At 39.2% G+C, this 18,227-nt stretch carries 16 protein-coding genes and 1 tRNA gene; 15 read left to right on the top strand and 2 right to left on the bottom strand.

Annotation, left to right across the window (positions count from 1 at the left end):
- Positions 1 to 44 precede the first annotated feature (44 nt).
- Positions 45 to 118 (bottom strand) — tRNA-Asp (locus tag B2906_RS04495).
- Positions 119 to 327: 209 nt separating this feature from the next.
- On the opposite strand from B2906_RS04495, the gene B2906_RS04490 reads away from it, so the two are divergent.
- Genes B2906_RS04490 through B2906_RS04475 form a run of 4 tightly spaced genes read left to right on the top strand, consistent with a single transcriptional unit; the run spans position 328 to position 3,515 of the window.
- Positions 328 to 1,275 carry an acetyl-CoA carboxylase carboxyltransferase subunit alpha gene (locus B2906_RS04490; RefSeq protein WP_091655597.1) on the top strand — a complete coding sequence of 316 codons (948 nt, stop codon included), beginning with the start codon at positions 328 to 330 and terminating at the stop codon, positions 1,273 to 1,275.
- A gap of 50 nt (positions 1,276 to 1,325) precedes the next feature.
- Positions 1,326 to 2,165 (top strand): MBL fold metallo-hydrolase, encoded by an 840-nt coding sequence (locus B2906_RS04485; protein ID WP_286935740.1) that lies wholly within the window; start codon positions 1,326 to 1,328, stop codon positions 2,163 to 2,165.
- Positions 2,155 to 2,958, top strand: coding sequence for a patatin-like phospholipase family protein (locus B2906_RS04480; protein ID WP_286935735.1), 804 nt, complete (start codon positions 2,155 to 2,157; stop codon positions 2,956 to 2,958). The genes B2906_RS04485 and B2906_RS04480 overlap by 11 nt, the downstream gene beginning before the upstream one ends.
- On the top strand, positions 2,955 to 3,515 hold the full coding sequence (locus tag B2906_RS04475; RefSeq protein ID WP_286935734.1) for a 1-acyl-sn-glycerol-3-phosphate acyltransferase: 561 nt from the start codon (positions 2,955 to 2,957) through the stop codon (positions 3,513 to 3,515). The genes B2906_RS04480 and B2906_RS04475 overlap by 4 nt, the downstream gene beginning before the upstream one ends.
- Here the strand turns inward: B2906_RS04475 and B2906_RS04470 are convergent.
- Positions 3,512 to 4,036 carry a hypothetical protein gene (locus tag B2906_RS04470; RefSeq protein WP_286935732.1) on the bottom strand — a complete coding sequence of 175 codons (525 nt, stop codon included), beginning with the start codon at positions 4,034 to 4,036 and terminating at the stop codon, positions 3,512 to 3,514. The two genes, B2906_RS04475 and B2906_RS04470, sit on opposite strands and share 4 nt — an antisense overlap.
- 295 nt (positions 4,037 to 4,331) lie before the next feature.
- On the opposite strand from B2906_RS04470, the gene B2906_RS04465 reads away from it, so the two are divergent.
- The 11 genes from B2906_RS04465 to B2906_RS04415 all read left to right on the top strand — a co-directional run bounded on the left by B2906_RS04465 (position 4,332) and on the right by B2906_RS04415 (position 17,779).
- Positions 4,332 to 5,477, top strand: a complete 1,146-nt coding sequence (locus B2906_RS04465) for a DUF4221 family protein (RefSeq protein ID WP_219959269.1) — start codon at positions 4,332 to 4,334, stop codon at positions 5,475 to 5,477.
- 54 nt (positions 5,478 to 5,531) lie between these two features.
- On the top strand, positions 5,532 to 6,653 hold the full coding sequence (locus tag B2906_RS04460; protein WP_286935730.1) for an aminotransferase class V-fold PLP-dependent enzyme: 1,122 nt from the start codon (positions 5,532 to 5,534) through the stop codon (positions 6,651 to 6,653).
- Positions 6,654 to 6,725: 72 nt separating this feature from the next.
- A complete protein-coding gene (locus B2906_RS04455; protein WP_286935729.1) occupies positions 6,726 to 7,169 on the top strand; it encodes a hypothetical protein in 444 nt (147 codons plus the stop codon).
- A 124-nt stretch (positions 7,170 to 7,293) separates the two neighbouring features.
- Positions 7,294 to 7,860 (top strand): restriction endonuclease subunit S, encoded by a 567-nt coding sequence (locus B2906_RS04450; RefSeq protein ID WP_286935727.1) that lies wholly within the window; start codon positions 7,294 to 7,296, stop codon positions 7,858 to 7,860.
- The gene (locus B2906_RS04445; RefSeq protein ID WP_219959265.1) at positions 7,853 to 9,421 is read left to right on the top strand and encodes a type I restriction-modification system subunit M; all 1,569 of its coding nucleotides are present in this window, start codon (positions 7,853 to 7,855) and stop codon (positions 9,419 to 9,421) included. The genes B2906_RS04450 and B2906_RS04445 overlap by 8 nt, the downstream gene beginning before the upstream one ends.
- A gap of 2 nt (positions 9,422 to 9,423) precedes the next feature.
- Positions 9,424 to 10,416 (top strand): virulence RhuM family protein, encoded by a 993-nt coding sequence (locus B2906_RS04440; protein ID WP_219959264.1) that lies wholly within the window; start codon positions 9,424 to 9,426, stop codon positions 10,414 to 10,416.
- 4 nt (positions 10,417 to 10,420) lie between these two features.
- Positions 10,421 to 11,671: a hypothetical protein gene (locus B2906_RS04435; protein ID WP_286935723.1), complete on the top strand. Its 1,251-nt coding sequence runs from the start codon at positions 10,421 to 10,423 to the stop codon at positions 11,669 to 11,671.
- Positions 11,668 to 12,888, top strand: coding sequence for a restriction endonuclease subunit S (locus B2906_RS04430; RefSeq protein WP_286935722.1), 1,221 nt, complete (start codon positions 11,668 to 11,670; stop codon positions 12,886 to 12,888). The genes B2906_RS04435 and B2906_RS04430 overlap by 4 nt, the downstream gene beginning before the upstream one ends.
- A 6-nt stretch (positions 12,889 to 12,894) precedes the next feature.
- On the top strand, positions 12,895 to 15,174 hold the full coding sequence (locus B2906_RS04425; protein WP_219959261.1) for a Piwi domain-containing protein: 2,280 nt from the start codon (positions 12,895 to 12,897) through the stop codon (positions 15,172 to 15,174).
- Positions 15,162 to 16,061: a hypothetical protein gene (locus B2906_RS04420; protein ID WP_219959260.1), complete on the top strand. Its 900-nt coding sequence runs from the start codon at positions 15,162 to 15,164 to the stop codon at positions 16,059 to 16,061. The genes B2906_RS04425 and B2906_RS04420 overlap by 13 nt, the downstream gene beginning before the upstream one ends.
- Positions 16,058 to 17,779 carry an ATP-binding protein gene (locus B2906_RS04415; RefSeq protein WP_219959259.1) on the top strand — a complete coding sequence of 574 codons (1,722 nt, stop codon included), beginning with the start codon at positions 16,058 to 16,060 and terminating at the stop codon, positions 17,777 to 17,779. The genes B2906_RS04420 and B2906_RS04415 overlap by 4 nt, the downstream gene beginning before the upstream one ends.
- The last annotated feature ends 448 nt before the right edge of the window (positions 17,780 to 18,227 follow it).

The raw sequence follows: 18,227 nt of genomic DNA, 5'->3' as shown, positions 1-18,227 counted from the left end.
TCAGATATTACTGCTCTTTTTAACTCCATATTATTTAATTTTAGCGAACTAGGCGGGACTCGAACCCGCGACCTCCTGCGTGACAGGCAGGCATTCTAACCAGCTGAACTACCACTCCGTTTTGTGTGCTTCTCGTTTGAAGTGATGCAAAGGTAGGTATTTCGATTTTTTCCGCAATACCTTACCATAAAATTTTTTTAACTTTGATTCTATCTCTTTCTAATTCAGGAGAATAATTTTCAATATTTTTGAATTTAGTCTATTTCCACGAAAGGGTTTGCCTCTGAAGGATATTCCTTATCTTTGTTCCATTCAAAAATCACCAAAATGGTATTAGAATTCGAAAAACCAATAGCTGATTTAGAGCAAAAACTTCAGGAAATGAAGGATTTGGCCAAAGGTAGAAATATCGATTTAAGTTCAGATATTGAGTCCCTGGAAGAAAAAATCCTCGCTTTGAAAAAAGAAACATTTCAGAATTTGACTAGATGGCAGCGGGTTCAGCTTTCCCGCCACGCAGACAGACCTTATGCATTGGATTACATTTATGAAATCACCAACGATTTCATCGAATTGCATGGAGACCGTTCTGTAAAAGACGATAAAGCAATGGTCGGTGGTCTTGGAGACATTGATGGCCGCACTGTCATGTTTATTGGTCAGCAAAAAGGTCGCAACACCAAACAGCGTCAGGAGAGAAACTTTGGGATGGCAAATCCTGAAGGTTACCGAAAGGCACTTCGCCTGATGAAAATGGCTGAAAAATTCGGTAAGCCAATAGTAACTCTGATTGATACTCCGGGTGCATTTCCAGGCTTGGAAGCTGAAGAAAGAGGCCAAGGTGAAGCTATTGCTAGAAATCTCAAAGAGATGTTTATGCTGAAAGTCCCTGTGATTTGTATTATCATTGGCGAAGGTGCTTCTGGAGGTGCGTTAGGAATTGCAATAGGGGACAGAGTTTACATGTTGGAAAACACTTGGTACTCTGTGATTTCTCCTGAGTCCTGTTCTTCTATTTTATGGAGATCCTGGGATTACAAAGAACAGGCAGCTGAAGCATTGAAGCTGACAGCAAAAGACATGAAAGGAAATGGATTGATTGATGATATCATTCCTGAGCCACTTGGAGGAGCACACAAAGACCTAAAGTGGATGTCTAAAACTATCAAAGAAACCATCACTTCTGCCTTGAAAGAATTGGATAAGATCAAGCCAGAAAAACGAATCGACCAACGCATCGACAAGTTCTGCTCGATGGGTGTGGTAGTAGAATAAAATTTCAATCCCGGACTCATCCAAGTCCGGGATTTCTTTTGAATCAATAAATGGAATTACACGTAGTCAATGCCGGTTTTTTTAAATTGGATGGAGGGGCCATGTTTGGGGTAGTACCCAAAGTTCTTTGGTCACGAACCAACCAAGCAGATGAAAATAATCTATGCACCTGGGCCATGCGCTGCCTTTTGGCTGTAGATGGAGATCGTGTGGTGTTGATTGATAATGGAATAGGAGCTAAGCAAGACGCAAAGTTTTTCTCTCATTATTACCTGCATGGAGATGATTCTTTGGAAAAATCTCTTCGAAAATTAGGAGTAGGTTTTCACCAGATTACCGATAATTTTCTGACCCATTTGCATTTTGACCACTGTGGAGGTGGAGTTAAGTATGGAAGTCATGGACAGTATGAAATGGCTTTTCCCAGAGCGAACTATTGGTCTAACCCAGATCATTGGAAATGGGCAACTGAGCCAAATCCAAGAGAAAAAGCGTCTTTTTTAAAGGAAAATATTGAGCCAATGGAAGAGCTGGGTCATCTGAAAATGGTGGACTTGAGTTCCAAATCTCTATTCCCTGGTTTTGACTTTATCACAGTTGATGGGCATACGGATAAGCAAATGCTTCCAAAAATCCAGTATAAAGGAAAAACATTGGTTTTTGTTGCAGATTTACTTCCTTCAGTGGGCCATATTCCTATTCCTTATGTGATGGGATATGATACCAGACCTTTGCTGACCATGGATGAAAAAGCCAAATTTCTGGAAGAAGCGGCTAGAGAAGAATATATTCTGTTTTTTGAACATGATCCTGTCAATGAATGTTGCACCGTTAAAATGACCGAAAAAGGTGTTCGGGTAGACCAAACATTCAAACTTGATGAAATCTGAATTGAAAATAGGAGTGGCCCTCTCAGGCGGAGGAGTTCGGGGTATTTCACACCTTGGAGTTTTAAAGGGACTGAATGAAGCCGGTATTTATCCTACGCAAATCAGTGGAACTTCCGCCGGTGCAATCGCTGGTGCAATGTATTGTCAAGGTTATCAGCCGGAAGAAGTTTTAAAAATCATTGTAGAGACTAACTATTTCAAATTTTTAAGACCTGCTATTTCGTGGACTGGGATCCTCAAAATGAGCAGTATCGAAAGCCTTTTCAAAATCTACATGGCTCATAATGATTTTGGACAGTTGAAAATTCCTTTAACTGTGGCTGCAACGGATATCAAAAGAGGAAAAGCGGTCTATTTTTCAGAAGGAGAATTGATTCGTCCGGTAATGGCTTCTAGCTGTATCCCGGGGATGTTTGAACCCATTGAAATCGAAAATAAGTACCTAGTCGATGGAGGAGTGCTGAATAATTTGCCAGTTGAGCCTTTGGATGGCATCTGTGATTATGTCATCGGCGTAAATTGCAATCACTTGCCTGAGGAAAGCAACATAACCAATATGAAAAAGCTGATCGAGCGATCAGTTATCATGGCGATGAATTACAATGTTTACAGCCGAAAGGCTAAATGCGATTATTTCATAGAGGCTCCTGGATTAGGCAAATTTGGTGTTTTTGATATCAAAAAAGCTTCCCAATTATTTCAGGCGGGTTATACCCAAACCATGAAATATATTGAAGAGAATCCATCTATCTTAGAATTGAGTAAACCCAATAAATCCACCCTCAGCGCATGATGAAGTTTCTATCCCGGATTGTTTTCTGGATTACCGGTTGGTCATTGAATACCAATTGGCCGGAAGGAGTAAAAAAGGCCGTTTTAATTGCTATTCCCCACACTTCGAATTGGGATTTATTATATGCCAGAGCAGCTTTTTTCCTGATGGATATTCCTGTGAAATTTACCATCAAAAAAGAAGTTATGGTAGGACCATTAGGTTGGTTTATCAAAGCTTTAGGAGGTATAGCCATTGATAGAAAGCGAATTCCAGGGGGAAGAAAACAAACTTACACTGAGGCTATGATTTCCATGCTCAAAGAATCAGAGGAACTGGTGATTATGGTTACTCCTGAAGGCACTCGAAGTGCAGTAAAGAAGTGGAAAACCGGCTTTTACCACATCGCGCTGGGAGCTGATGTTCCAATTGTTGTGGGCTACTTGGATTACAAGAAAAAGGAAGCAGGTATAGGCCCATGGATACAGCCCAATGGAGAAATGGATAATCAGATTGAAGAGTTAATGGCTTTTGGAAGAACAGTGACTCCAAAACATCCTGAAAAGGGGATTATCTAAACAATTTGAATTAACAAGCCCATATAATCCTTCAAAATCCTAAACTCGGCATCATCTACTTTGCCGTCTTCCCAAATCTTATCGATAAGCTCTTTAAGACCATTAAATTTAGACTTTAAATTTTCATCGTCTTGGTTTTCTAAAAACTGTTTTAGCTTGTAGACTTCCTGATCGTTAATGTCTCCCGAGGAAAGGATTCCTTTTAGTAATCCTTTGATAAATAGTTTGTTGGAATCTTCAACCCGTTGTTTGGATCCGATTTTCTCCAAAAATTTATTAAGAATATCTTCGATTTCCTCCAACTCCTCCTTATTCACAGAACCTGAGTCCACAATGGATTTAATCTTAGAATATAAACCATTGAAAGGTTCATGTTCGCAAAAAGACTCATTGTCTGCACACCAATTTTTCAAGGTTTCATATTCATTTCTGGTTACAACTCCGTCCAATGAAACCCCATAAATCATTCCCGCAAGCTCTGTAGCAGCGTTTTTCCATTCAGTACTTTTCGCTTTTTCCATTCCTGTCTTTATTTGAAAAAAAATATACAATTTATCTCCTGCATTTTTATACCCTGTACAGGGTATTTTTCTGATTATGAAAGAATTGAAGTGTTTTTTATGAATTATCAAATATCCTCTTCTAGAACCTTGATAACTGTCTAAATGGCTGGAAAGCGAATTTCTTTAGGGCTGAAAACTGTTTAAAATTTACTAGTTGTTATGAATTTAACATTTAATAAAAAGCTATTAGTAGAAATAAAATCCTGTTTTTTCTATCTTTTGCCAAATTCATTTTTCACTTAAAATTTCCAATATGAGGTACTTATTTCTATTTGCTATTATTCCTTTTTTGTTTTCCTGCGGCAAAACAGATGATAAGGGGGGATTTTCAGGCGAGATTAAATTATCCATAGACACTGTGATGGTAGATGCCGGAGAGGAATTTCTTTCTCTCAATTACGATCTTAATTTTTCCTCACTTTCTCCGGATAAAAGTTATTTGATCAATTTTAATCCGGAAAGTCAAGTGGCAGAAAGAATTGATTTGAATGAATTGAAACTTGTGAGAAAGATTCAGTATGAAGCGGAGGGACCAGACGGAATAGGATCTCGAACTGCTAGTTTTTCTATTTTGCCAAATGAAAATTTGCTGTTCAAAAACTACATGGTTTACAAAGTTCATGATCAGAAAGGAAAATTGGTTGAGAACTTGGAGCTAGAAAAAATCGCTTCTGATATTTTGGGAGAGACTAATTACTATCCCCTGCAAGTTTTCAGAATCAAGGACAATCCTACCAGAGTTTTTGTACTAACGCTTCACTGGGAAAATTACAGTTATTCTCTGATCGACTTTAATTTAAGCGAAAGAACATATAAAGAAATCCCGCTGCCTATTTTCGATAAAGGGAGGGATTATAGATTGGAAATCCTTTACAATGGAAATCCTGCAGGAGGCTATGGACCAAGTGTTTATTCCTCACTTGAAAATAATAGGATTTACATGACCATGAATGCATTCAATGAGGTTCATGTATTTGACTTGGAAAAAGATAGTCTTTATTCAAAAACTTGGGATAGTCCTCTTTTGGGGAGTAAAAGTACTTACAAACCTCCAAAGGAAGTGGAAATGACAAGCGGCGAACTCAAAGAAATTACACGGAAAGCTCAGGAAGATATTTCCTATAAGCATTTGATTTGGGACGATCGCAAAAATGTGTTTTATAGGTTTTCTGAGAAAAAGAAATTCAGCGAGGAAATAAATGAATATGATGAGTATACTGTAACAGGTTCTACCCTTTATTTAAGTGTCTTTGATCAAGATTTGAATCTTTTGATAGAGTCCGAAATTCCGGAACTCACATCTTTATCCTCAAGGTATTTTGTGAAAGATGGAGCCATTTGGATGTATTCCAATATTGATGATGAATTAGCTTTCACTAGGATAAATTTTGTGGATTGAGTGATTGATTTCATTGCCATCTATTAAATTTATTCTGTTAAACCTCAGCTCGAATTGGACTGCCAGAAACACTTATTTTCTATTGATCCTGAGATTTCCTATCTCAACAATGCATATCGGGGGCCTTTACTCAAGGCTTCTGAAAATGCTGCATTGACGGATTTGGGCAAAATGAGGAATCCTCAGGAATTGCAGCCTTCGGATTTTTTCACAGAAACCGAAGAGGTGAGGGGGCTATTTGCTCAATTGATTTCTGCCCAATCGGATGAAATAGCCATTATTCCAAGTACCTCCTATGGGTTTGCAAGTGCCTTGTCTAACTGGACTGACCAGAAGGGCAAAAAAGCCATTACGGTGAAGGATGAATTTCCGAGTGGATATTTTGCTGTTAAACGCTGGGCGGAAGAACAAGAAGCTAGCCTTGAAGTGATTGGGGAAGATTCTGAGCTGTCTTGGAATGATAAAATTCTAGCTGCTATCGATGAGCATACTGCCTTGGTTTTGATTTCCAGCGTTCACTGGATGAATGGCTACATTTTTGACCTGGAGGCTATCGGAGCAAAATGCCAAAAAGTAGGGGCATGCTTTATAGTGGATGGCACTCAATCGGTAGGGGCAAAGCCTATAGACGTGAAGGCATGTAAAATCGATGCCTTGATTTGTGCTACCTATAAATGGCTATTAGGTCCTTATTCTTTGGGCCTAGCATATTTTGGTGAAAAATTTGAAGGTGGTAAGCCCTTGGAAGAGTCTTGGATGAACAGGACAAATTCCAGGAATTTCTCTGATTTGACGAATTATAGGCAGGAATTCTTACCCAAAGCTCACAGGTTTGATGTAGGAGAAAGCAGTCATTTCATCTTGATGCCGATTCTAAAAAAATCATTGGAACAAATTCTCCAATGGAGCACAGATGAAATTCAGCATTACACTTCAGATTTAAAAAAGTACTTATTTGAAATTTTAGAACTGGACCTTTTCCATTCTCAATCAAGTTCCAATCACCTATTTGCTTTGCCTTTAAAATCTGGTTTAAATCCACAGGCTCTTAAATCTGACTTGGAAAACGAAAAGGTTTTTGTCTCTGTCAGAGGACAATCCCTCAGGGTTTCTCTTCATCTCTATAATGACCAAAATGATATAAAAAGGCTGGTTTCTGTTTTGGAAAAAAGCTGATTTTTGACTTAGTTAAGGTAATTACGTGGCTACTTGTGTAGCATTTTGCACATTCAAAGCGTTAAGTTTTAAATGAGAGAGACCATGCTTAAAAGATATATACCCTTTGTCTTAGTTTTTATCTTGTTTTTTTCCTGTTCTGAAAAAAACGATTCTACCGCATTTCAGATTGATCAACTGCTTAGATCTGCCACCTGGAGAATAGCCGATTATTCTGAGGATGGAACTGATCAGACCAGTCAATTTAGCGGGGGAACTTTGAATTTTATTTCTGGTTCAGAAGTTCAGACCCGAATCAACGGTGGTGTGGAAAATGGAATCTGGACTTTGAGTATTGATCCTGCTGATCCCAATCAAAACACGGTCAATATTGCCTTCTTTTTTAATTCAGGTTCAACATTTTCAAAAATTAATAGGGATTGGACGGTGGTGAGTTATTCCAATACAAGGATTGACATGATTTATAATCGACCTTCCGATCAGGCTGTTTTTGACTTGGTGCTGCAGAAGAATTGATTATTTGAGGGTATATTTTTATAGTTAGTATAAAATATACTAAGAAAAAAAATTAAAAATATTTTGATAGTTTTCTCAAGTTTTTCTAGATTTATTTTTGTAATAAATATACTAGAATAAAAATTTGAAAAAATTACTAAAAGAAATTGCTTTCGTTCGCTCAGGTGTATTTCTTAAGTCACACGAGCCTGCAGTTGTGAATTATCTACAAACCAAGGATTTTGACATTGATGGGAAATTGAAAAATAAGCTGTATCCCAGCGTGAGCAAATCTCAGGTTTCAGAAAATCATTTTTTAAAATCAGGAGAAATATTGTTTGCAGCTAAAGGGTGGAAAAATTTTGCGGCAATTTGTGACAACAATATGCTTCCAGCCGTAGCTTCCACTTCGTTTCTAGTTATTTCTCTTTCAGTGGATTATATTAGCCCTAGATTTTTGGTTTGGTGGTTGAATTCAGAAAGGATTCAAGAGTTTTTGAAAAGTGTTGCCAAAGGAACTGCTATTCCATCTATTACTAAATCTCAACTAGAAAATATTGAGGTGATTGCTTTTCCGATGGATATACAGGAAAAGTTAATTCGGCTTTCTGAGTTAAGAATCCGAAAAAAGAATTTGATCCTCGATATTGAAAAGCTTAATGAATTTAAACTTGAGTTGAATCTCAATAAAATCATTCAAAACTATGAGTAAGAAAATTACCCAAAAAGATATAAACGATGCAGTCTGGAGAGCCTGTGATACCTTTCGGGGTAGTATAGATCCCAGTGTATATAAGGATTATGTGTTGACAATGCTTTTTGTCAAATATCTCAGTGATGTTCATGATGATAAGCAGGAAGAGTATCTCAAAAAGTACAATGGAGATCAAGAACGAGCTAAGCGTGCCATGCAATACGAGCGCTTTATTGTACCCGAGCACAGCCATTTCAAATACCTATACGAAAATAGGAATGCAGTCAATATCGGTGAATTGATCGATATCGCCCTAGTAGATTTGGAAGAGGCGAATCGGGAAAAGCTCTATAGTGAAGATGGTGCAGGGATTTTTAAAAATATCAGCTTCAACAGTAGTGTGCTCGGGGAGCCCAAAGACAAAAATACTAGACTAAAAAATCTTCTTTTGGACTTTAATCGGCCTGAACTAGATCTCCGCCCATCACATCTGGCTGGAGTGGATATTATTGGAGGGGCATACGAATACCTGATTTCCAACTTTGCCTCAGATGCGGGTAAAAAGGCGGGAGAGTTCTTCACCCCAAGTGAAGTATCTACACTTTTGGCAAAGCTCACCAAATCTGCACAGGGTTCGCGTATCTGTGATCCTACTTGTGGTTCGGGTTCTTTGCTGATCAAAGCAGGACAGGAGGTGGGTTCGCCCAACTTTTCCCTCTATGGACAGGAAGCCAACGGCAGTACATGGGCCTTGGCGGTGATGAATATGTTTTTGCATGGCTTTGACAATGCCAAAATCCGCTGGGGAGACACAATCCGAAACCCGAAGTTAAAAGAGGGCGATGCCTTGATGAAGTTTGATACAGTGGTAGCCAATCCTCCCTTTTCCTTGGATAAATGGGGAAAGGTAGAAGATAAAGACGGAGAGAAAACCACCATCACATGGGATCCTGAAACGGACCGATACAATCGCTTCTGGCGTGGAATTCCCCCCAAAAGTAAAGGGGACTGGGCTTTTATTTCGCACATGATTGAGACTACATATGAAGGTAAAGGTAAAGTCGGAGTAGTGGTGCCCCATGGTGTACTTTTCAGGGGGAGCTCCGAAGGTAAAATCCGTCAAAAAACCATTGAAGAAAACCTGCTCGAAGCGGTAATCGGCCTACCGGCAAACCTCTTTTTTGGCACAGGTATTCCGGCTGCGATTCTGGTTTTTAACAAGGGGAAAGGTTTCCATTCCGAAGTGCTCTTTATTGACGCTTCTCAGCACTACGAAGCTGCCAAAAATCAAAACAAACTCCGTGTATCGGATATCAACCACATCGTGGATACCTACCGGGATTTTCAATCAGGCAAATTTCAACCCGGCGTGGTGGAGGAGAAGTATAGCTATGTGGCCACGTTTGAGGAGATCAAGGAAAATGACTTCAACCTGAATATTCCCCGCTATGTGGACACCTTTGAAGAGGAACCTGAAGTGGATATCGCGGCGGTGCAAAAGGAGATTGATAAATTGGAAGGTGAACTGAAGGAAGTACAGGCAGAAATGGATCGATATCTCAAAGAACTAATGGGCTAAACATGGAAAGCAGCATCCTAATCTATCAGACGGAAGATGGTAAAACCAAAATCGAAACCCGCCTTGAAAATGAGACGGTATGGTTAACCATTGATCAGATGGCGGAACTTTTTCAAAAGTCTCGATCCACCATCAATGAGCACATCCTGAATATTTATTCAGAGGGAGAGCTGGATGAGGATGCCTCGAGGAGAAAAATCGGAATTTCCGATTTTTCTACCAAGCCTACCAATTTTTATAATTTGGATGTCATCATCTCTGTCGGCTATCGGGTGAAGAGCCTTCAGGGTACCAAGTTCCGGCAGTGGGCTACTGCACGCTTAAGAGAATACCTGATCAAAGGTTTTACGCTCAATGATGAGTTACTCAAGGAGGCCGGAGGAGGAAATTATTTCGATGAGCTTCTGGCTCGTATCCGTGACATACGGAGTAGCGAAAAAGTCTTCTGGAGAAAGGTTCTGGATATCTATGCCACCAGCATTGATTATGACCCAAAATGTGAGCTTTCGGTGCTGTTTTTTCAGACTGTTCAAAACAAAATGCATTGGGCCGCTCACGGCCATACAGCTGCTGAACTGATCTATAAGCGGATCGATGCCTCCAAGCCTAATCTAGGCTTGACCAACTTCAAAGGTGCTAAGCCTACCAAACAGGAGCTGGAAATCGCCAAGAATTACCTGAATGCTGAGGAACTGAATATGCTCAATAGAATGGTGACGGCTTATTTGGAATTGGCGGAGCTTCAGGCACTCAATCGCAAGCCGATGTACATGAAAGACTGGATCAGCCGATTGGATGATTTTCTCCGAATGACAGGCAATGAAATCCTTGATCATGCTGGAAAGATCAGTCATCAGCAGATGCTTGACAAAGCCCGACAGGAATACGAAAAATACAAGACTCAGACTTCTTCTGAGTTGAGTGAAGCTGAAAAGCATTTTGTGGATTACCTGGAAAAGGAAACCCAAAAGTTGCCTAAACCCAAAAAGAATTAATCCAATGAGCCTATTCCATCGCCAACGTTTACTTTCTGGCATCCGGGAAACGCATCAGGTTCCGGTTCAATCCGATTGGGCTTATGCTATTCGGAAGCAAGCCAGGTTGATCTTGTTACCCTTATTTAGGGAAGTAGTTGTTTGTTGGAAGGAGGAGAAAAATGGAAAAAGACCTTACCTCACGGAACTTTCAGAGGAGCTTTATCTCGGTTTTCAAAAAGTGGGTCAAATGTCAGATAGAATTTTTCCTCTTGCGAAAGAAAAAGTATCTGGATTTATTCAATCTCTTTCATATTCAGAAAAATCAGTATTGAAGTTCTATTTCTTGAGCGAGGATCTATCCATTGAATTGCTTTCCCAGCAAATAATTGAACCAATCACGGATGATCCTATTTCGCTTGATAAGATAGATAAGGATGTAGGCAAACAATTGAAAGCTCAATTCAAGGATTTTTCGGATGTGTATCTGGAATCACACCTACTCCATGAGCTTCGAGAAATCGAAAACATCCTCTCCAACTCAGACTTGGAAATCGGGCTGGATACCGAAGCTATTATCCGCATCAATGAAGCATTTTCAGATTATCTGGATATCCCTTATGGTGAGATTTCCCTCATTCAAAAACCAATTGATGAGTGGGAGCATTGGGAAAAAGTCGCTGCAGAAGAGCCTGAAACAGTCGGCAAGCGTATCCACACTGAACGGGGATTGGAATGGATGGAGTGCTGGCTGCTGCCTAATGGCCGAATTCGGGTTAAAGGAGATTTTCTGGATGAACCCGATCGGGATAAGGCGGCGATGGTAGCGATTCCCACAGAGCTGAGACGAGTCATCCGCCAAGTGCATGATCAGCTCAAAGAAAACTATCAACTGCTGGATAATCAGATCCATTACACCTTTTTCACGCAACGGGAATCCTTGGAAAATATCCTCCCACGTGAAGGGATCGACTTCTTTATAAATCAGATCGAGGCGCATGGGGCGGACGACTTCGTCGGACATATCAATCTATCCAACCGACGCTATCAGCATAAAGTGCTTCAGGAATGGGGAACACAGATCTCGGTTCATTTGGACCTTCGCCATTGGCTGGATGAAGATGAGACTGACGAGTATAAAGTTTGGGTGCTGTCCATAGGGCAAGAGGAGATGCCGCTTGAGACTACCTTTTCCGATGAGAAGATCGAGTCCATCGTCCAAGCCATCCTTGCGGAAATCCAACTATCCTACCAATTAGACTACGAAAACGAATGACAGATACCAAAGTAAAAAAATCAGGATTGGAGTTCGAAGTTCCGGAGGGGTGGGACAAAAAAGGCTTGCAAGAGTTATGTTTAAAGCCTATTGTGTATGGTATAGTTCAAGCTGGACCTAATGTATCTGAAGGTGTTCCTTACCTAAGAAGTACAGATGTTGGAGGAGAAATTAACATCGACGGACTTATGAAAACATCTTTCATCATTGCCAAAAAATATAGTAGATCTGTTGTAAAGCCAGGTGACATTGTTTTCTCATTGAGGGGAAATATTGGAGAAACTAGTATAGTACCAAATGATTTAAAGGAGGCTAATTTAACTCAGGGGACTGCACGGATCTCCTGTAATCCTTATCTAATAAATTCTCATTTTTTGAAGTATTCATTATCAAACAGTGAGGTTCACAGGAGTATCATTAGGCTTGCAAAGGGAAGTACTTTTCAGGAAATTTCACTTAATGAACTCAGGAAAATTAAGGTTCCATTGCCACCCCTTCCCGAACAGCGGGCCATCGCCCAAGTGCTGGGGAAGATGGACGAGGCCATTCAGACCACCGAGTGCCTGATCACCCAAAAAGAACTCCGCAAAAAATGGCTGATGCAAAATCTGCTGACGGGGAAGATGAGGTTGAAGGGGTTTAGTGGGGAGTGGAGGGAAGTCCATTTGGGAGAGTTTTTTTCTGAAAGAAATGAGACAAGGCATATTGAATTGACTTTGCTTTCAATCGGGCAAAGTGGCATTTATCCTCAAGATGAAAGTATTAAAAAGGATACGTCCAACGCGGATAAGTCAAAATACAAAAGGATTTGTCCAGGAGATATCGGTTACAATACCATGAGGATGTGGCAAGGAAGAAGTGCTCTATCCGATTTAGAGGGAATTGTAAGTCCTGCTTATACGGTGATTTCACCCAAAGAAAATGCCGATTCGCAGTTTTTTGCCTATTTATTCAAGACTCCCAAACTGACCCATCTCTTTTGGAGAAATTCCCAAGGCTTAGTTGATGATACGTTGAATTGTAAGTTCAAGGACTTTAGTATCGTAAAGGTGGTTTTGCCTCAAACAAGAGAAGAACAAACTACCATCGCCCGAGTGCTTCAGATTGCCGATCAGGAAATCAGTTTGCTCAAGTCCAAAGCGGATAAGCTTCGGAAACAGAAAAAAGGAATGATGCAGGTGCTGCTGACGGGGAAGGTGAGACTAAAATTAAACTAGAATTTTATGCAACTAAATTATTTTCCTATACGCTTTGATTTTGAAAGGTATCAGATAAATACCCTGCCCTATACTCAGGAAAGACTTGCTGAGTTGCGGGAAAAGCACAATTCAACCCATTCCTTTTTTAAAAACGGAGACACAATCCATATATCTAACAAGGATGGTGATGAAAGCCTAGTTTTAGGAAAACTAGCCGAACGAAATACATTTGGTGATAATGAAGTTACTGCCTCTCTAATAAAGCATATATTTTTCAGGACTTTCAAAGACCGATTTCCACAATACACTCCAGTAGATTTTTATCCTTTCCGATTCTTTTCCGGGAAGGACGATATTATTAAGAATGCATTACCTGAAAAATTAAAGGATAAAGTTGCCTATAAAAAGTTAATTGAAGTTCAGTTGCGTTTGACTGAAATCAATGGAGTTAAGCGTTTCGGCTTCTTAATAAATATACGCAGAAACTGGATTTTCAATATCAGTTGTGCAGAACTACATGCTGAGGGGTTTGACCTGATGGGACTAGATGTTTTGCATAGTGAAACCCTTCCTGGATTGACCAACATACTTGCCCCGAATGAAGAATTCGTTGGCATATTAAAAGAGATAAAAGGCAATAAAGCCAGTGTAGAAACCAACGAAGGACTGAAGGATTTTGAATTGAACGAGCTGTTTATCAGGAAAACAAAGTTCAACATCGGTAATTATCTCACCTATGCCACATCGCAACAAAAAAGTAATGAAATTCTGAGTATCATTGAAAGCAAACGGTCAGACATCTACAATCCTAAAAGCTTGTATGCTGAAATAACCAAAATTGCAGAGCATCTATTTATTGATAACGGACAGCCCGTTTTATTTCAAAACAAGGATAGTTTTTGCTTCACAGTAGATAACAAACCTTTAGCCGCTTCTAATACTATACATCTAAAGACACCCACTTTTATATTTGACCATGCGGTAACCAAAACAAACAATTTCAATCCAGATACAGGGCTAACCAATTTTGGTCCTTATGATAGCATTACTTTCGATATAAAGACACCAAACATACTTTGTATTTGCAACAAAAGTAACCGTGGCGTTTTTACCAACTTTCTTTCCAGTTTAAAAGATGGACTTCCGCAGTCCAGACTTTTTCAAAAAGGTTTACAAAGAAAATATGACCTGCAGGATGTGTTATACAACATTAGGGAAATTCAGGAATTTACGGTTGAAGAATATCTTAATGCTATAAGAAGCGAAGATGAAAATAAACCACATTTAGCAATCATAGAAATTCCGGCAGCATTTAAACGATATGATGATAGAAATAATCCATACTATGCTATCAAAGCAAAATTGCTTTCCCTTGAAATTCCGGTACAGTATGTTACGTCAGAAATCATCAAGAGTCATAATGAGTTTATCTTAAATTCATTGGCATTACAGATTTATGCCAAAATGGGTGGGATTCCATGGGTTTTGCCTTCACAGCGTTCCGTTGATCGTGAAATAGTAATTGGCATAGGTCATAGCTGGCTTAGAAAAAATCAGTATGCTCGTGCTGAACAAAACAGAGTTGTTGGTATAACAACTTTTCTTTCAAGTGATGGACAATATCTTTTGGCTGATAAGGTAAAGGATGTAGCATTTGAGAATTATTTTACTGAATTACAGAGAAGCTTAAAAAATTCTATTCAAAGACTTTCAAACGAACAGGGCTGGTCTGAAGGTGAAACAGTTCGGCTGATTTTCCACATTTTCAAACCTATTAAAAACACAGAGTTTGATGTTGTAAGTCAGCTAGTAAGAGAAATCAGTCAATACAAAATAAAATTTGCGTTTGTAACCATTAGCCAACAGCATCCCAATATGCTGTTTGACATCAATCAGAAGGGAGTGCAGAAGTTTGGGAACACTATTGGCGCTTTCATTCCAAACAGGGCCAGTAATATTTTCTTAGATTCTGAAACCTGTATTGTTCAAATGTTAGGCCCAAATGAATTGAAAACAGCTAAACAAGGAATGAGTAAACCTATTCAAATTAAAATAAGAACTCCACAAGGTAATTATGACAACAATGGATTGAATGATTTGATCTTTCATGATTTAAGCTACATCACTCAACAAATATTCTCATTCACTTATTTGTCATGGAGAAGCTTCTTACCAGGTGAAGAACCTGCCACAATGAAATATTCAAATCTTATTTCTCGCTTACTTGGAAAAATGAGAAGTGTACCAGGTTGGGATGCTGATAAATTAAACTATGGATTAAAAAGAAAGAAATGGTTTCTATAGAAAATAAAATTACTTATCTAAACAGGATTGGCGATAGCCCTAAGTTATCAGCATTTAACCAGTTGCTGTCAGGTAAAACTATTGCTCAACCAATTAGTAACGATTTTAGTGAAACCGATGAAATCTACTTTGGAATTATCTCAGCTATTCAGTCCAACGACAAGTCAGCTTTTGAAAAACATTATAGTAAAAAGAGTAAAAGTAATCCAAGCAAAGAATCTCCAACCCCATTTGTAAATGATGATTTTTTTGTTTTCTCCATTATTTTGGGTGTTACAAAGTTTAATCTTGACAAAGCTTGGATTAAAAACATCGTTTCGATTAGGAGCAAAAATCCAATCACAACCACATTAGATAATCTTTTAGAAGAGAACTATTACAGCACTAGCAACCTGCAGGAAATAGTATTGATGTTTTTGCAGAATATCAATTCAAGCCTGATTACGAATGATTTTCTTAATTCCACTTTCATAAGGATAAACGCAAATACAGCATTGCTCGATAGTAAAAGTGATTTTCAAATCTTGTGTGCAATCTACGCCTACAATTCAATCATACTGCTCAAAGAAGCACCGGATGGAAGCGAAATACAAATGCTCAAATCTTTTGACTCAAGATTTGTGAAAAGCATGAAAATTTTATCGTGGATACTGCAATTGGTTTTCCTTATTGTAATTTTTTATCTACTGCTACAACTACCTGTTTATTCTCCAGAAACCATTGAGTTGATTGATGATTACGGTTATCTATTTACAGTTCTGGGAGCCTTAGGATTTACGTTTTTCGGTAATCAATTGAGCTTCATTCGGAGGAAAACTCATGAAATGACCATGAGATTATTTGGATATCCGAGGGGATTAATGAGAAAAAATAAAGAGAGCAAATGACAATAGAAGAACTAAAAAATCTGAAGGAAAGTGAAGATAAGGTTGAGTTTAAAGCTGCCGTAAAGAACTTTTCTTTTGCAGGAGGCGAACGCCGAGATCAGGAAGATCGAAGAAGGTGTTACTTGGGATATATCGTTGCCTTTGCCAATGAAGGCGGAGGGACTTTGGTGTTGGGAATGGGGGATAAATTGCCTCATGCGGTGGTGGGGACTGATTTTGCTTTGGGAGGATTGGGGAAGTTGGAAGATGAAGTTTTTACCAGGCACGGAATCCGCATCCAGACGGAAGAGATTTTTGAAGGTGCACTTCGGGTTTTAGTGACTCACATACCTTCCAGGCCAATTGGCAAAATGTTGAAATTTGAAGGAGTGCCTTTGATGAGGGTAGGAGAAAGCCTTCGGAATATGAGTGATGAGGAAATGTTTGCCATTCTTTCCGAGCAGGAGCCTGATTTTTCGGCAAAGATTTGTGAGGGCATAGAGATATCCGACCTCGATGAGTTTGCCATCAAGGCCATGAAGGAGAGTTATTCGATCAAGCAAAAAAATCCGGGATTTGCCCAATTGAGTACTGAGCAAGTCTTAAGCGATTTAAGGCTGTTAGATAATGGAAAGCTAAACTATGCAGCGCTTATACTTCTGGGAAAGAAGGAGGTTATTCGCAAAAAATTACCGCAATGCAAGACAATTTGGGAGTTTCGTGCAACGGAATCACAGATTCACCATGATGCCAGAGAAGTGATTGATGAACCGCTTTTTTTGGCTATTTCTCAGATTTGGAAACTGATCAATCAGCCTGCATTGAACAAAAAATACCCAATACAGGTAGGGGCCTATATTTTTGATTTGTTTGATTTCAATGAAGCTGTCATTCGAGAGGCTGTGCTCAACGCTGAAGCACATCGGGATTACAGTATTACCAGTGAAGTGGTGATCAAGCAGTACCCTTCCAAAATTGTGATTACAAATCCGGGAGGATTTCCAAAAGGGGTGACTATAGAGAATCTGCTGACGGTGAGTAGTACTCCCCGAAGCAGGTTGATGACTGAGATTCTGGAAAAGACGGGATTGGTCGAACGCAGTGGACAGGGAGTGGATAAAATATTCTCTATTACCTTATCCGAAGGTAAGGCTGAACCGGATTATTCTGATTCCAATATGTACCAAGTGTCATTAACCCTTAGAGCCGAGATTATCGATAAGGCCTTTCATATTTTTATCAGCCAATATCAAGCTAGTGATAAAGAACCCAAATTGGGGGTAGAGCAGATAATTACACTGATTAAGATCAGAAATGGGATTTCTCAGAATCTGAAAATGCCCATTGTAGCACAACTTGAGAAAATTGGACTGGTCGAAAAATTACCAGGGCATACGCTTCGATATACCCTTTCTGAAGACTATGAACAATTAGTAAGTGACGGTCTGAAAATAGGCAAGAGGTATATTGTACAGGAACTTGAGAGAATACTCCTCGAGCTCCAAGGCAATGCACTTAAAGTTGGGGCTTTGGAGGCGAGTATGGAGGATTTCATGAAAAGAAGTCAGATCAGGTACTTGTTGTTGAAGCTAGTTGACGATGAGGTAGTAATTGTCGATGGAGTATTAAGGGGAACAAGGTACTCCCTGTCTGATCGGTTTAAGGATCTTCGTGGGGATAAACTTATCGCAGAGGTATTGGCATTCTTAAGGAGTAAATATGATTCGCTATATCCGTAGAAAAATTCGCTATAACTCTAGCAAGATCTTATACACTCCCATAGAGAAGAATTGCTGTATTTGATTCAATATGATGGCAAGTGAGCTTGAGAACATGCTCATAGGCTCAAAAATCAATGATGTTGAACAAAATCAATTCTCCATATCGACCTTGGTTTTCTTTATAATAATCAAATCCAAATAGAGGAGTTGATTCTCTATATTGAATAGGAAATTCTCCGTATTGAAGTTTTTGCTCTTAGTGAAGAAGATGGAAAGGAATGATTAATCAGAAGTTGAAACGTGAATGCTCATCACAAGAATTCTCTATAACGATAGAAAAATTCTCTATAATTTCTGAAAAGCTCCTTTGAAGTGCGTGAAAGTTGGTTTTTAAAAGGCGACAATTCTCTATAACGGATTATAAATTCTCTATATCGTATTTGTAAAGTGATAAAATAAGTAAAGA

The organism is Algoriphagus sp. UBA3586, assembly GCF_002376385.1.
Lineage (GTDB): Bacteria > Bacteroidota > Bacteroidia > Cytophagales > Cyclobacteriaceae > Algoriphagus > Algoriphagus ornithinivorans.
This window is presented reverse-complemented; position numbering and strand designations above follow the sequence as displayed.

Excerpts from the sequence above, each read along its gene's own strand:
- B2906_RS04490 (WP_091655597.1), top strand. The coding sequence starts at position 328 with ATGGTATTAGAATTCGAAAAACCAATAGCTGATTTAGAGCAAAAACTT.
- B2906_RS04485 (WP_286935740.1), top strand. The coding sequence starts at position 1,326 with ATGGAATTACACGTAGTCAATGCCGGTTTTTTTAAATTGGATGGAGGG.
- B2906_RS04480 (WP_286935735.1), top strand. The coding sequence starts at position 2,155 with ATGAAATCTGAATTGAAAATAGGAGTGGCCCTCTCAGGCGGAGGAGTT.
- B2906_RS04475 (WP_286935734.1), top strand. The coding sequence starts at position 2,955 with ATGATGAAGTTTCTATCCCGGATTGTTTTCTGGATTACCGGTTGGTCA.
- B2906_RS04470 (WP_286935732.1), bottom strand. The coding sequence starts at position 4,036 with ATGGAAAAAGCGAAAAGTACTGAATGGAAAAACGCTGCTACAGAGCTT.
- B2906_RS04465 (WP_219959269.1), top strand. The coding sequence starts at position 4,332 with ATGAGGTACTTATTTCTATTTGCTATTATTCCTTTTTTGTTTTCCTGC.
- B2906_RS04455 (WP_286935729.1), top strand. The coding sequence starts at position 6,726 with ATGAGAGAGACCATGCTTAAAAGATATATACCCTTTGTCTTAGTTTTT.
- B2906_RS04445 (WP_219959265.1), top strand. The coding sequence starts at position 7,853 with ATGAGTAAGAAAATTACCCAAAAAGATATAAACGATGCAGTCTGGAGA.
- B2906_RS04440 (WP_219959264.1), top strand. The coding sequence starts at position 9,424 with ATGGAAAGCAGCATCCTAATCTATCAGACGGAAGATGGTAAAACCAAA.
- B2906_RS04435 (WP_286935723.1), top strand. The coding sequence starts at position 10,421 with ATGAGCCTATTCCATCGCCAACGTTTACTTTCTGGCATCCGGGAAACG.
- B2906_RS04430 (WP_286935722.1), top strand. The coding sequence starts at position 11,668 with ATGACAGATACCAAAGTAAAAAAATCAGGATTGGAGTTCGAAGTTCCG.
- B2906_RS04425 (WP_219959261.1), top strand. The coding sequence starts at position 12,895 with ATGCAACTAAATTATTTTCCTATACGCTTTGATTTTGAAAGGTATCAG.
- B2906_RS04420 (WP_219959260.1), top strand. The coding sequence starts at position 15,162 with ATGGTTTCTATAGAAAATAAAATTACTTATCTAAACAGGATTGGCGAT.
- B2906_RS04415 (WP_219959259.1), top strand. The coding sequence starts at position 16,058 with ATGACAATAGAAGAACTAAAAAATCTGAAGGAAAGTGAAGATAAGGTT.